The organism is Pedobacter nutrimenti (assembly GCF_032678445.1).
Lineage (GTDB): Bacteria > Bacteroidota > Bacteroidia > Sphingobacteriales > Sphingobacteriaceae > Pedobacter > Pedobacter nutrimenti_A.
Window position 1 is genome coordinate 135,622 of sequence record NZ_JAVTSQ010000009.1, and the last position, 15,024, is coordinate 150,645.

At 41.4% G+C, this 15,024-nt stretch carries 13 protein-coding genes; 8 read left to right on the forward strand and 5 right to left on the reverse strand.

Annotation, left to right across the window (positions count from 1 at the left end):
- Positions 1-12 precede the first annotated feature (12 nt).
- The 4 genes from R2S08_RS17345 to R2S08_RS17360 are packed head-to-tail and all read left to right on the forward strand — an operon-like array spanning position 13 to position 8,934.
- Entirely contained in the window at positions 13-1,524 is a 1,512-nt protein-coding gene (locus R2S08_RS17345) for a RagB/SusD family nutrient uptake outer membrane protein (protein WP_316836321.1), read from the forward strand.
- A 30-nt stretch (positions 1,525-1,554) separates the two neighbouring features.
- Entirely contained in the window at positions 1,555-4,686 is a 3,132-nt protein-coding gene (locus R2S08_RS17350) for a glycoside hydrolase family 2 TIM barrel-domain containing protein (protein ID WP_316836322.1), read from the forward strand.
- 1 nt (position 4,687) lies between these two features.
- Positions 4,688-6,643, forward strand: a complete 1,956-nt coding sequence (locus R2S08_RS17355) for an MGH1-like glycoside hydrolase domain-containing protein (RefSeq protein WP_316836323.1) — start codon at positions 4,688-4,690, stop codon at positions 6,641-6,643.
- Complete coding sequence (locus tag R2S08_RS17360) at positions 6,640-8,934, forward strand: aminotransferase class III-fold pyridoxal phosphate-dependent enzyme (RefSeq protein WP_316836324.1); 2,295 nt, start codon at positions 6,640-6,642, stop codon at positions 8,932-8,934. Before R2S08_RS17355 ends, R2S08_RS17360 begins: the two co-directional genes overlap by 4 nt.
- A gap of 39 nt (positions 8,935-8,973) precedes the next feature.
- On the opposite strand, the gene R2S08_RS17365 is transcribed toward R2S08_RS17360, so the two are convergent.
- The 5 genes from R2S08_RS17365 to R2S08_RS17385 form a co-directional block, all read right to left on the reverse strand.
- Positions 8,974-9,639 carry a response regulator transcription factor gene (locus tag R2S08_RS17365; protein WP_316836325.1) on the reverse strand — a complete coding sequence of 222 codons (666 nt, stop codon included), beginning with the start codon at positions 9,637-9,639 and terminating at the stop codon, positions 8,974-8,976.
- Positions 9,640-9,658: 19 nt separating this feature from the next.
- Positions 9,659-10,399: a sensor histidine kinase gene (locus R2S08_RS17370; protein ID WP_316836326.1), complete on the reverse strand. Its 741-nt coding sequence runs from the start codon at positions 10,397-10,399 to the stop codon at positions 9,659-9,661.
- 1 nt (position 10,400) lies between these two features.
- Complete coding sequence (locus tag R2S08_RS17375; RefSeq protein ID WP_316836327.1) at positions 10,401-11,042, reverse strand: hypothetical protein; 642 nt, start codon at positions 11,040-11,042, stop codon at positions 10,401-10,403.
- 17 nt (positions 11,043-11,059) lie between these two features.
- A complete protein-coding gene (locus tag R2S08_RS17380; RefSeq protein WP_316836328.1) occupies positions 11,060-11,563 on the reverse strand; it encodes a hypothetical protein in 504 nt (167 codons plus the stop codon).
- Between the two features lie 160 nt (positions 11,564-11,723).
- Entirely contained in the window at positions 11,724-12,365 is a 642-nt protein-coding gene (locus tag R2S08_RS17385; protein ID WP_316836329.1) for a YiiX/YebB-like N1pC/P60 family cysteine hydrolase, read from the reverse strand.
- A 167-nt stretch (positions 12,366-12,532) separates the two neighbouring features.
- Between R2S08_RS17385 and R2S08_RS17390 the strand changes: the two genes are divergently transcribed.
- From R2S08_RS17390 to R2S08_RS17405, 4 genes are all read left to right on the forward strand, one after another.
- Positions 12,533-12,907 carry a response regulator transcription factor gene (locus tag R2S08_RS17390; RefSeq protein ID WP_316836330.1) on the forward strand — a complete coding sequence of 125 codons (375 nt, stop codon included), beginning with the start codon at positions 12,533-12,535 and terminating at the stop codon, positions 12,905-12,907.
- Between the two features lie 42 nt (positions 12,908-12,949).
- Positions 12,950-13,447, forward strand: coding sequence for a phosphoheptose isomerase (locus R2S08_RS17395; protein WP_316836331.1), 498 nt, complete (start codon positions 12,950-12,952; stop codon positions 13,445-13,447).
- Between the two features lie 175 nt (positions 13,448-13,622).
- Entirely contained in the window at positions 13,623-14,351 is a 729-nt protein-coding gene (locus R2S08_RS17400) for an acyl-CoA desaturase (RefSeq protein ID WP_108549608.1), read from the forward strand.
- 124 nt (positions 14,352-14,475) lie between these two features.
- Positions 14,476-14,892 (forward strand): hypothetical protein, encoded by a 417-nt coding sequence (locus R2S08_RS17405; protein ID WP_316836332.1) that lies wholly within the window; start codon positions 14,476-14,478, stop codon positions 14,890-14,892.
- Positions 14,893-15,024 lie beyond the last annotated feature (132 nt).

A 15,024-nucleotide genomic window follows, 5' to 3' on the forward strand; every position in this document is an offset into this window, starting at 1 on the left:
TTCTATTTTCTGATGAACACAAAAAAACTATATATAGTCCTTTGCCTGCTGCTGGCAGTTGCAGGATGTAAAAAAAGTGAACTGGAACAAAATATTCCTGACCAGTTAACTGTAGATAATTTCTGGACCAGTAAAGAACATGCTTTGTCTGGGCTAGCTTCGGCCTATTCCCAACTGGAAGGCTTTGTTGCCTGGGATAATTACGTAGAAGCCCGCTCGGTAAGGGAGTTTTACCGGGAAGATTATGTGGTTCCTGGAGCTGATGCCTATAACTATCCCTGGTGGACCGAGCATTATAATTTTAATTTCACCTCCGGAAACTATGCTATAGATCTGCTTTGGAGAGAAAACTACAAGGGCATCAATTTTTCCAATCAGGTGATTGAAGGCCTGGTTAAAATGAGCAGTACGGCAATTGATGACGCCAGTAAGAATCAATATTTAGCAGAAGCGAAATTCCTGAGGGCCTATTATCATTTTAAACTGCTTAATAATTTCAGCAAGGTCATTATTCGGGACAAAGTCCCTACTTCAGAAGCTGACTTGTCTAAACCTTTTTCTTCCCGTGCGGAAGTCTATGATTTTATTTTGAAAGACTTGAAAGAAGCAGAGCCGAATCTTCCTTTAAGATCTGCCCGTCCGGCTACAGAACTGGGCAGGGTTACTAAAGGGGCTGCTGAAGCTTATTTAGGCAAAGTATATCTCTATCGCGCAGGCGAAGACAAAAACAACGCTTATTATACGGAGTCTGCTGGTTGGCTGCAGAAAGTAATTCTTTCCACAGAATATAGCCTGGATCCCAAGTTTGTGGACATGTTTAATGGCGTGACTAAAAACAGTGTAGAGTCTATTTTTGAATTGCAGCAGACAGCTGATGCTTCGAGCGGGGCTTATTACCGTTCTTATCTGAGCGATTGGGTGGCCGCATCAGAATTGGGTGGCTACGGCGAAATCTACGGTACACCACGTTTGCTGAACGAGATGACCAAGGAAGGAAAAATAGCCAGTGGTAAATACGATGCAAGGGTATACCAGACTTTGTATTTCAATGATCCTTATTTTAACAATCCTGCAGATCCGCAGATTTACGGAAGTACCTACAACGCATTATTTGGTGCAACAGCAAAGACAATTGCTTTTCGTAAATGGATACCGGCAACTCCAGATCGTATTGGTTTATCCAATGCCATCAATTTTCCTTTAATGCGTTATGCCGATGTGTTATTGATGTATGCAGAAGTTTTAAATGCGCAGAACAATGCTGAGGCTTCTAAGTACATCAACCTGGTGCGTAAAAGGGCTGGTTTGCCAGATGCGCCTTCGGGCAACCAGCAAACGGTATTTAACCAGATTGTACATGAAAGAGTGATGGAATTTACCCTGGAGGGCAGCCGGTTTTATGATCTGAGAAGATGGGGCCTGCTCAGCCAGAATATGCAAGCCGCAGGAAGAAGTTTCAGCCCCGATAAGGCCTTTTATCCAACACCGCTTAAAGAGGTGACCAACAACCCTGACGCTCAATAAATAAGATCTGAATCTATCATTTGGAAGGCTATGAAAATAGCCTTCCATCATTATATGCCCATGAAATGTCTTAAATTCTTTGTTTTACTTTGCTTCGCCTTGTTCCTGACGCCTGTGCTGATGAAAGGGCAGAATGCAGACTGGGAAAATCCATCCATACCCTCCAGGAACGTGGTAAAGCCTCATGCCTGGTTTCTTCCAAATCAGCCCCTGTTGCAATCTTTGGATGGGATGTGGAGGTTTAAAATCGTTCAGAATCCATCATTAAGGTCTTTGGATTTTTTTAAAGATACAGATCAGACCAAAGACTGGGGTCAGATAAAGGTTCCTGCACACTGGCAAACCGAAGGTTACGATAAATACATTTTCACAGATGTGGAATATCCTATCCCGCCAAACCCACCCTTTGTACCTAAAGATTATAATCCGGTTGGATCTTATCAGCGTGATTTTATCCTGGATCCCGACTGGGCAGATAAACAGGTATTTATCCATCTCGGTGCGGTTAACTCCTTCTTCTATATATGGATCAATGGACAGCTGATGGGTTTCAGCAAAGACAGCAAGACACCAACAGAGTTTGACATTACCAAAGCCTTGAAAAAAGGTAAGAATACGGTGTCCCTGCAAGTGTTTCGCTTCAGCGATGCGACCTATCTGGAAGGACAGGATATGTGGAAGTTAAGTGGGATTGAAAGAAGTGTCTTCCTGATCGCAAGACCTGTTTTTCACATTGCGGATTTTAGCATCAAAGCGACACTGGACAGTGCCTATCAGAACGGGCTTTTTGACCTGAATGTCGAATTCAACAAACGACCCGCAAAAAGCGAAACAGGCAGTCTAAAGGTAGAACTGACGGATGTTTCAGGAAAAGCGGTTTTCCAGCAAAATCAGCAGCTGAAATCTGGGGAGCGTTTTAATTTTGCTTCGAAGATCAATGCAGTTAGGGCTTGGAACGCCGAACATCCAAATCTATACACCCTTACCATCAGGCATCTGGATGCACAGGGGGCAGAAGTAGAAAGTATTACCCGTCAAATTGGCTTTAGAACAACCGAAGTTAAAGGTGGGCTTTTTCTACTCAATGGCCAGGCCATTAAAATCAAAGGCGTAAATCGCCACGAGCACAATATGCTGACGGGTAAGGTAATTACAGAAGCCGATATGCTTCGGGACATTCGCCTCATGAAGCAAATGAACATTAATGCGGTAAGGGCCAGTCATTATCCGAATGGAGAACGCTGGTATGAACTCTGTGACCAGTACGGTTTATATGTTATTGACGAGGTGAATCTGGAATGCGATGGTATGAGTTTTACGCCGATGGAGACGCTTTCAGGTCAGCCGGAATGGAAAAATTCCTATATGGACCGTACTCAGCGTATGTGGGAGCGTGACAAAAACTTTACCTGTATCATTACCTGGTCTTTGGGCAATGAAAGTGGATTTGGGCCCAATTTTGTAGCCACTTACAATTGGATCAAGTCAAGAGACAAGACTCGTCCGGTGCAATATGAAGCCACAAAAGATGAACATTACTCAGACATCTGGTGTCCAATGTACAAATCCATTAGTATTATGGAGAACTATGTGAAAACCTGGAGAACCAGACCGATGATTCAGTGCGAGTATGCCCATATGATGGGCAACAGCGGGGGTAATTTAAAAGACGACTGGGATTTGATCTATAAGCATAAACAGTTACAGGGTGGTTTTATCTGGGATTTTTCTGATCAGACTTTTGCCCGTAAGGATGAAAAAGGCAATAAGATTTGGGCCTATGGCCGGGACATGGGGACTGTGGGCCTGACCAGCGATACCAGTTTTTGTGCCGACGGCTTGTTAAATTCAGATCGTACTTTCCATCCGCAGGCCTATGAATTACAAAAGGTTTATCAGAATATTTCTTTCGAAAAGGTTGATCTTAAAAATTACAAGTTCAACATCAGAAACAGGTTTGACTTTACCAATTTATCGGCTTATGTCCTGCGCTGGTTCATAAAAGGGGATGGGGCGTTAATCTGCTCGGGAAAACTACCTGAAACAGTACTTGGTCCGCAGGAGGAAAAGGAGATAAGTATAGAGGTGCCAGCATTTGAAGCTAAACCTGGCGTTGAATATTTCATGACGCTGGAAGCCTATACGGGAAATGCATCCGGGTTGTTAGACAAGGATTTCATTATAGCAAAAGAGCAGTTTAAACTTCCTTTTGAGGTTAAGGCGGTGGTCGCAGAGACAGGAAGAAGTGAAAAGTTGAAGAAACAAGTGGAGGGGGAGCATCTTCGCCTTTATGGGAAGGATATCATGATTGGATTTAACCAAAAGACCGGCTTACTGGAAGCCTACGAGATTTCAGGCAGGCCTGTGATACAACAAGCTTTGGAACCGCATTTCTGGAGGGCAGCAACTGATAATGATATTGGCAACAGCCTGCAGATCCGGAGTAAGGTTTGGCAAAACGCTTTTCAGACTGCAGAACTGAAATCTTTTAAAAACACTATGGCGGGTAAAGACAAGGCCGTTGTAGAGACGATACATGAGCTGCCTGCTGTAGGCAGTACCATCACCACCAGGTATATCGTTCATAGCAGTGGAGATGTAGAGGTGAGTTATCAGATGAAAACGGGCACCCGTTCTGTGGCTGAACCGCAAAGGATTGGTATGAGGATGATCCTGAACCCGGAATTTGATCAGGCCAGCTGGCTTGGCAAAGGGCCTTTTGATAATTATTCAGACCGGAACTATGCTGCACATACTGATGTGTATCGTATGCCCGCAGATTCTCTGTTTTATCCATATCCAAGGGCACAGGAGAGTGGTTACCGGACCAGTATCCGCTGGGTATCTCTGCAGAACAGAGATGGAGAAGGGCTAATGGCTATTGCAGGTACTTCGCTACTAAGTACAGGTATCCTGCATTTTGATATGAAGAATCTTGATTTTGATAAAAATGCACCAAGGAATGTGCATGGAGGATCTATGACCAATGAAAAGTTGATCTGGTGGAATATTGACCATCAGCAGATGGGAGTAGGTGGCGACAACAGCTGGGGAGCACAAACTCATCCGCAGTACAGGCTTCCCTACCAGGATTATTCCTATTCTTTTACGTTGCGGCCAATTTTTAAAAATGAACAATTAACAGAAAGGGCTAAACCTTAATATGAAGAAATTATTTTTTGTACTGCTCAGTTTTGGGCTGAGTTTTTCTTATGCACAAAATACCCGGAGCAATTTCCCTGATGTTTTAAAGTTAGGTTATCAAGTCCAGCGGCCAGACCGAATTGAAACGAATGTATTTGCTGATTTAGGTGCATGGCATGCCTATACCTTACCTTCGGATAGTGGAGATTACGGTTCTTTTATTGGCCCTTTGGTCATGGATATGAGTGGCCAGTGGCTGGCCAATTCGATCGCTAAATTATCTGTGAAAGAAAGAGGAAAGATTATAGATCTGAGAAAAGGGCGGATAGTGCAGCATTATTATCCTGGAATGCTGGAACAGGAAATCCAGGTGGCACGACTCCGGATCACACTACGGCTTATTTATGTTTCCAGCATGGAAGCTATGGTGCAAACACAGATCTCTAATCTTTCCTTACAGAAACGTAAACTGGAATTGAGTTGGTCGGGTCAGGTACTTTTGAAAGATGCCGAATTGAAAAAGGATAAAAACGGTATTGCTGTTTTGTTTGATAAGGACCATGTTTTTCGTTTGAATTTTTCCGGTCAAAAGAACATTAAGATTCTGAAAGATACCTATCATGCCAGTCAGTTGCCTGTAAGCCTGGCCTCAGGCGGGGTTTATCAGACAGTATATGCGCAGTATTATCACCCTGAAAAAGCTTTAACCCTTTCCTTGTCCGGGTATACAGATTTTAAAAAAGCGCAACGGGCAAACCAGCTGCGCTGGAGCCATTATCTTGATCAATACTTTAATGCACCCGGAAAGCAGATTAAAGATCCCATGCAGCGCAGGATTGCAGTCAAATCTGTGGTCACCTTGATCACGAACTGGAGGACTAAGGCAAAGGACCTGCTCCATGACGGGGTATTTCCATCGCTGAATTACCAGGGGTTTTATGGGTTTTGGAGCTGGGACAGCTGGAAACAGGCCGTCGGGCTAAGTTATTTTAATCCTGAACTGGCCAAAAGCAATATTTTATCCATGTTTGACTATCAGGATAAGTATGGCATGGTGGCTGATTGTGTGTATACGGATAAAACAGAAAACAACTGGCGGGATACCAAACCACCTTTGGCTGCCTGGAGTGTATGGAAAATCCAAGAACAGGCACCAGATCCCACCTTTTTGAAGCGTATATATCCCATGCTGGTTAAGTACCATCAATGGTGGTATACAAACAGAGACCACAATCGGAATGGACTTTGTGAGTACGGGTCAACAGACGGGACGAGAATTGCTGCTGCCTGGGAAAGTGGGATGGATAATGCCGTTCGCTTTGATCTGGCTAAATTATTGAAAAACAATGATTCTGCCTGGTCGCTTAATCAGGAATCCGTAGACCTCAATGCCTATTTATATGCAGAAAAGGGTTACCTCGCCCGGATCGCTGGTGCCATCGGCTTGACCGAAGAGGCCAGACAGTGGGAAAGCGGACGAGCATCCTTAAAAAGTAAGATAAACGAAACTTTCTATCAGGCAGAGAAGGGCTATTACCATGATAAATTATTGGATGGCCAGTGGATGGAAGCCGAAGGGCCTGAAGGATGGATCCCATTGTGGTGTGGGATTGCCGATGCAGGACAGGCAGAAGCTGTATTAAAAGTGATGCAGGATCAGCATAAATTTAATACGTTTGTTCCTTTACCAACACTGGCTGCTGATCATCCGAGATTTGATCCCTTGAAAGGATATTGGCGAGGTCCGGTATGGTTAGATCAGGTATATTTTGGTTTAAGCGGATTGCAGCGATATGGTTATACGAAGGAGGCGGCTCGTTTGCTGGAGCAGCTCCTGAAAAATGCAGAAGGACTGTCTGCCCAGGGGCCTATACGTGAAAATTACCATCCCATTTCTGGTAAGGGGTTGAATGCCATGAATTTCAGTTGGTCTGCAGCCCATTTATTAATGTTATTAAAAGAAAACAAGTTATGATACTTTCCGAAACCTATATTAAAGAACTCATCACCGATCATTACCAGATGGAAGTCTCCGTACAAAAGATGGAGGGCTATGAGGATCAGAATTTCCTGCTTGAGGACCATGCCGGACAAAAATTTATTGCAAAAATTACCAGCGGCGCAGATCAGTTGCCGTTTTTGGAAGCACAGTTAAAAGCTATGCAGCATCTGGAGCAAAAGGGACATGATGCAATACAAAAGGTAGTTAAAAATAAGGAAGGAAATGCTTTGATTTCTTTTGTACAGGGCGACGCTGCATTGGCATTAAGGGTGTTGACCTATCTTGACGGTACTTTTATGGGCCATTCGGCTGTACGACTGCCTGTTGTTATGGATAGCCTGGGTACACAGCTGGCTATGATGGATAAGTATCTGGAAGATTTTAAGCATCCAGCAGCTTACCGCTATACCGAATGGGACCTGGCCAAGGTATTGGACAGCAGAAAAAAGCTGGTACATATTCAGGACCATGAAAAAAGAACCATGGCTGCTTACTTTTTGCTGCAGTATGAGATGGAGGTACTACCCCTGCAAAATCAGTTAAGAAAAGCGGTTATTCATAATGATGCGAATGATTATAATGTGCTGGTTAAAGACGGAACCGTTACGGGAATTATAGATTTTGGAGATATGGTGGAAAGTCAATTGGTGCATAATCTGGCCATTGCTTGTACATATGCCATGTTTAAACAGCCAGATCCACTGGCTATTGCAGAACGGCTGGTAAAAAGTTATCATAAAACTTATCCGATCACTGAAACTGAACTTTCGGTATTGTATTACCTCATTGCGGCCCGTTTGTCTATGAGTGTAAGTACTTCTGCGCATCAAAGAACCCAAAGTAATAATCCGCACCACTTTATTTCAGAGGAGGATGCCTGGACACTTTTATACCAGTGGATAAAAATCAATCCTCTGCTTGCCAGGAACAGATTTAACCTTTGTTGCGGATATGCGTCCGTATTTGTTCCTGAAGAGGCCTATTCGGCATTAAAAGAAGCAAGAAAAGAGCATATTGGAGCGAATCTGAGTATCAGTTACCGTAAAAGCCTGAAGATCAGCAGGGGAGCGCTACAGTATCTTTATGACGATCAGGGACGAACATATATTGATTGTGTCAATAATGTAAGCCATGTTGGTCATTGCCATCCGGTAGTGGTGAAAGCTATGCAAAAACAACTGGCCAGACTGAATACCAATACCCGTTACCTGCACGACAGCCTGGTGGAATATGCGCGTTTGCTTACAGCTACGTTACCTGAAAAGCTGAAAGTATGTTACTTTACCAATTCGGGTAGCGAGGCAAATGATCTGGCGATCCGGATCAGTAGACATTTTACCAAACAGAGGGATGTCATCGTGCTGGATCATGCCTATCATGGTACGTCCACTGTGGCTATGGAACTCAGTCCTTATAAATTTGATGGGCCAGGTGGGGCTGGCCAGCAGTCTTATATCCATAAGGGAATGAATCCGGACCTTTATCGTGGGCCTTACCGTTATGGAGATCCGGAAGCTGGTAAAAAATATGCTTCGGATATTTCGGATACCATTAAACAGCTTAAAGAACAAGGGACGGGTATCGCTGCCTTTATTTGTGAGACTTTACTTGGCGTAGGCGGACAGATTCCTCTTCCGGATGGTTATCTGAAAGAAGTTTATGCCCTGGTGCGCAAAGCCGGTGGTTTGTGTATTGCAGATGAGGTACAGGTGGGCTTTGGACGAGTGGGTGAGAAATTCTGGGGCTTTGAATTACAGGATGTGGAGCCAGATATTGTTGTTCTGGGTAAGCCTATAGGTAATGGTCATCCTCTTGCCGCAGTGGTGGTCACGGAGGAAGTGGCTGCAGCTTTCAATAATGGTATGGAGTATTTTAATACCTATGGTGGCAACCCCGTTTCTATGGAAACCGGAATTGCCGTGATGGAAGTGATCCGGGAAGAAAAATTGCAGGAAAGGGCGCTGGAAACAGGGAATTACCTGATCGAGGAACTGAAAAAGCTGATGTCAAAACACCAGATCATTGGAGATGTAAGAGGCAAAGGTTTATTTGTAGGCGTAGAATTGGTTACTGACCGGGAAAATCTGAACCCTGCGGTTCCGCAAATTGATGAAATTGTAGAAAAAATGAAAGAGCGTGGTTTTCTGATCAGTACAGATGGTCCTTTGCATAATGTCCTGAAAATTAAGCCGCCAATGGTGTTTAATATTGAAAATGCGTCTGCGTTAGCTGCTCATTTAGATGAGGTTCTAAAAGCTTATTGATGCTATATTATGGGGCTATCTAAACCCTTTTGGATAGCCTCATAATATATCTTCTTCACTGATGATGTTGTTCTTGAGAGCAAAAATAACCAGACCGGCCATATTTCTTGCATTGATTTTCTCCATAATCTTTATTCTGTGTCCTTCAACAGTTCTTTTGCTTAAAAATATTTTATCTGCAATTTGCTGAGCGGTGTATTGCTGGCAAATCAGTTTGATGATCTCTTTCTCTCGTTCTGTAAAGGAGATTTCTTTTTCTTTCCCCGATTTAAAACGGCTGCGGACAATCATAGAAGCCAGCAAGGAAGAAGTATGGCTGCAATAGTAGTTTTTACCGTCGTATACACTGGTCACGGCATCTATGATCTCATTTTTATGCGCATTTTTTAACAGATAACCGCTGGCCCCTGCTTCGAGCATCTCAATAATCAACTTCTCTTCATCAAACATAGATAGTGCAATCACTTTAACTTCCGGGTATTTTTGCCGGATCAGTTTTGTGGTTTCTATTCCATCCATAACGGGCATTTTAATGTCGGTAAGCACAACGTCTGGCATCTTTGAACCTACAAGTTCAAGCAGGTGGAGTCCATTAGAAACCTGCCCGCAAATGCTGAAGTTCTGCTGTCTGGATAACATTAGAGAGAGACCATCTAAAAAGATTTCGTGGTCATCGGCTATTGCAATGGTGATAGGGGGAATCATGTTGTTCTAAATTTACAAATTAATTCACTGGTATTTTAATGATAATTTCACAGCCTTTATTTCTTGAAGTTTGTATTTTACAGGAAGCACCAATGAGTTCACAGCGGCTCTCCATGCTTTTCAGACCGAGGCCTGTAGAGCTCTTTTGCACGTCTTCCAACTCAAAGCCAACACCATTGTCTTTGATATAGAGTACCAGTTCCTCCGGCTTTTCAACAGTATAGATTTGTAAGAACGTTGCCTTAGCGTGTTTAACAGCATTGTGTACTGTTTCCTGTATGATCCTGAACAAGTGGACCTCATTTTCGGCTGTAACTTTTTCAAGTCCGGGCCCCTGGAATTTAATCTTGAGCCCGTGAATTGAGCTGCAACGGTAAAGATATTCTTCAATAGCATCGGTAAGCCCTTTTCTGTGTAGGGTATTGGGCATTAGATTGTAAGATATTTCTCTCAGGCTTTTAATAATTTCATCGATGTGCTGCCCTGCTTTGTGGATGATCCGGCTATCCTCGGATTCTTGTACATCTATACTTTGTATATTTAATTTTACTGCCGAAAGCAATGGTCCAAGGCTATCATGAAGATCATTGGCAATCCTTTTTCTTTCCGATTCCTGCATCATGATTTCCGCCCTGATCCTTTCTCTCTGCAAGCTGATATAACGCCTGTGGTAGCGGATGATGGAAATAATAAAAAAAGCGATAATGACTGCAATTAGCAGGGAAATGAAAAGAACCGTATGAAGAATCTTATCTTCCATATTAAGTTTCCCGGGAAGGTATGAAATAAACTGCAGCTGCAAAAATCACATTTACGAAAAAATTGAGGTAACCGAAAAACAGAATGATCTTCCCCGCAATCAGAGATTTGTCGTATCCAATGTAGAATGAGGCTTCATAAATGATCTGATAAATGAAAAAGATCATGAATCCCATACTGAGAAGAAACCTGGTATTTCGGAACAGGTTGCCTTTATATTGAACAATCATGGCATTTATGGTATTGATACTGAGTAATACGATAATAAAGGCGTAGAAAATCCTAAAATAAGGTCTGAAACTGAAGAGATGCTGATAAATCAGATGGTCCATAATCCATACGCCTGAGGTGAGCAAGGCCAGACAGATAAAAAGTGTTTTTTTATGTTTAACAGATCCCCAAAGATAGAACTGATAGAGAATAATTAGACATTCGAGTAAACTGTAGATATTGGTTGAAATGGCATTGCTTTTATGGTAGATGTCGACCAGTAAGAAACTACTGATTTCAGAGATAAAAGCAATGCCAAGTAAAATAATGAAGGGAAGAAACTGCAGGTCGAAACTTTTTCTCAAGCGGAGGAATGCAATCAAAATAGGCAGCAATATGGATTGGCTTAAGAAAAAGGTGAAGAGCAGGTTCATAAAACATTTTTTAATGATTAATAGCCATCTAATTGACTTAACGAGCAAATAGTAGGACAACGCTGGCCGGTTTCCATAATGAGTCCCTCAGAAGACATGCTCTTCAGAGACTGGATATTGGATCTTTTTGGCAGGATATCATGATTCTCTCCATCTGTCCCCACTAAGATCAGACGGACCAGGCCCAGGCTATCTTTTCCCATATAGATTCTTATTCCACTTGCACCGTGCTGGTTCAGGAGCGCAAGTATAGCGTCTTTATTAAATCTTTCAGAATAAGGCATATTAAATGCTTTTTCCAGGTAGGTTGAATTGTTGAGCTGGCGGTTAAGTTCTGTTTTGCCTTTCTTAAATCCGGAGGTGAGCTGAATGGCTGTACCCAGGGAAATTTTGTGGACCTGTACACTGTCGATGTTCACCGGATAGCGTTGGTCAGGATCAATTTGCCTGCATCTGGAGAAACCAAGCAGGAAGATGATCCCTGCAATGTAGATTGGGAATGATTGGGTTAAGGTTTTCATAAAACTTTAATTTTTGGTTGATTATATGCAAATCGTTAGCCGCGTTTTATTTGTGGCCTTCTATTTGGTTGGTTTACACAAAGTAACGCAAAATTAAAGTGCTTTGAAAGCGTAGAATTGCCTGAAAAATTCAGGTATTAATACCTATAGATTTTTAGTTTTAATTTGAGTACACGCCCAGAATGTCAAGTTTAGGAGAAAGTGAAATTCCCCCAGGATTGCAACCGGGTTTGCCTTCTGGAACCGGTACGCCCAATTGATCAAAATATGCCTTCCATGCAGGGAAATAAGTATCAGATCCAGGTTGTTTATAGGTCATTGGAAGCAACTCAAAGAACGGATGATCATTATTTGCATATTTAAAGGCATCGTAAATCAATTCAGAACAATAGTATTTTCCGTTATCATACAAATATTGGTCATCATAGGGTACACCAAACTGGTGGATAGAATAGGTTAAAGCGCGCCGTATAAGAGATTTGTATGTTTTTTTTAGCCGGCCAACGTAATGCGGATGCTTGGACTTGCCAAGAAAGGCCTCTAGTGTACTCATGTGTACATCTTTACCCGAAGCTTCTATGATGTATGCCGTATCATTGCGCAGATAGACCATGCCCATATGACTGAATTTGTTGCCTCCATATCCCTGTGTAACGGCATTGATGGCATCGCAAAGCGGACCACAATCCAGGTCCTGGAAAATGAGATCACCAGATTTTAAGTGAATTTTTTGCTGAGCGAAACTTCCGAGGGTAATGAACATCAGAAAAAAAAGAAAATTGTATGGTTTAGAAGAGATCATGAAGTTCTTTATCAGTTATGTCTGTAAAAATGTAATAATTATTAAACAGTTCATAAATAATTAACACTCGTTAACGATTAAGTTAAACAAAAATGTAACATATATGCCCGATTTGAATTTTATGGCAATATTGTTGCTGTTAAAGCATTTCAACAAATATTTAAATTATGGTAAAAAGGATACATGTTCTCGAAGATGATACTGACATCAGATATATTATTGAATTTCTGCTTAAAGATGAAGGATATGAATTGCAGTTGTCTTCCTCTTTTAGTGAATTAAAGTCCAAATTAAGGGATTCTGTGCCCGATTTGTTTATTCTGGATGTGATGCTGCCTGATGGTGATGGTGCTGATATTTGTTCAGATTTAAAAAGTGATCTCTTTACAAAACATATTCCCGTAATTGTGATGTCTGCAAATGATCAGAATAAAGAGAAAAGCATAACAGCAGGGGCAGATGATTATATTAAAAAGCCTTTTGATATTGATTATATTGTAAGCAGGATTGATAAATTAATAGGCAAGGCTGTTAAAAAATAAATCTCATCTGTTATATTTGGTCAATCAATTACAAGATTTAAAATGTCAGATCAAAAGAAAGAAATATTTAGCGGCGTTACACAACGCCTTAAGATCGAAGGTTTCAACGTAGTTAACGTTGATGATACCCGTCCATGGGGTGGTTTTTTCGTGATAGATGAAGAACAGGCACAACAGTTTGCCAATGTCTACTTTGATGGATTAAATGTTAATGACCTTAAGATTAGCGGCAAATTGAGCCCTAAGATCCTGGTGGTTGCTCCTGATTCCCGTTTATCATGGCAATATCACCATCGTCGTGCTGAAATCTGGCAGGTGGTGAGTGGAAATGTGGGCATCATTACCAGTGATACGGATGAGCAGGGAGAAGTGAAAACGCTTACACCTGGTACCAGGGTAAAACTTGAAAAAGGAGAAAGACACCGTTTAATTGGTTTAAAAGACTGGGGTATAGTTTCCGAAATCTGGCAGCATACTGATCCTGAAAATCCTTCTGACGAATCTGATATCGTTAGGGTGCAGGATGATTTTGGAAGATAGAATATTTCCCTTATCAATAAAAAATGCCGTGGATTTGAATAGATCCACGGCATTTTTATTTGGAGATTTGAAAGCTGTTCAAAATAATTCTAAATAAGCGTCATAATTTGATTACTTTTGAGGTTTGAACAGTTTAACGTAAGCGGATTACGTTGGTATACATTCAGTGCTTTATATGATTATTTTAGTTTTCTTCCTTTTACATTGGTTTCTCTCTCTCTTTTCCCAGACTTTTTTTCTTCATCGTTATGCTTCGCATAAGATGTTTAAAATGAATACCTTTTGGGAGAAGTTTTTTTATCTGATTACATTCCTATCTCAGGGTTCGTCTTTTCTAAATCCTCGTGCTTACGCAATTTTGCACCGGATGCATCACGCTTTTAGTGACACAGAGAAAGATCCGCATTCGCCGCATTTTGTAAAAGACGTATGGGGAATGATGATCCAGACTAAAAATATATACCTGAATTATTCCAAATACAATGTTGAACCTGAAGAGCAGTTCAGGGATAAATACCCATCATGGCCTATAATTGATAAAATTGGTGACTCCTGGGTTACCCGGATCATCTTTATCAGTTTTTACGTGTGGTTTTATGTTACTTTTGCTACGGCCTGGTGGATGTTTCTGTTGTTACCTATTCATTTTTTAATGGGACCAATACATGGAGCTATTGTAAACTGGTGCGGGCATAAATATGGTTATTCTAATCATGACAACAATGATCACAGCAAGAATTCCTTACCGCTTGACTTTTTAATGTTAGGAGAGCTGTTTCAAAATAACCATCACAAAAAACCAAATAATCCAAATTTTGCATCAAGGTGGTTCGAGTTTGATCCTACTTATCCTGTCATGAAAGTGATGCACTGGATGCGCATCATACGCATCAGGAAGACCTAAGCCTTCCTGATACCTGAGTGCAGTTTAGTATTTCTGTCCCTTAAAAAACTTATTGTTATTTTGTATTTGATGTAGCGTTTCTTTTTTTTGCTTCGTTTATATCGATAACCAAAACGACTAAATTATGCGATCCATTCATTCTTTAACTAAATTCCTTTTCGTTTCCTGCTTATTTCTTATGGTATCCTGCAGCAAGGATAAAGCCAAACTCGTTGTCGATGAAACCCTACCAGGAACATGGAAACTTTCCGCGTCTTATGCTGATATTGGCAATGGTCAGGGTAAATGGACACCCGTATCCGAGCATTCTGCCTCTCTTTTTTTGGTCACGTTTAAAGATAATGGCGTGCTCGAAGGTAATGCCTATAGTGACTATTCGACTTATTCTGTGAAGGATAGTGTAACACTTACTTTTTTTAAGAAAGACAAAACCGAGCAGAATTATAGATTTAAAATTAGCAATGGTGAATTGACCATGAGCCCTGCCGGACCTATTATGTGTATAGAAGGTTGTGGTTCTAAATTCGTGAAAACGAAATAAAGTTCTTTACTTAAGGCCTTTTCCGGGTTTTTTATGTAGATAAAAGAGCAAGTTTAATACTGCTCTTTTTTTATGGTGATACCGGCGTGGTTATTCATCTGTTTATTTAAGTTTGTGCACTGCAATTCTATA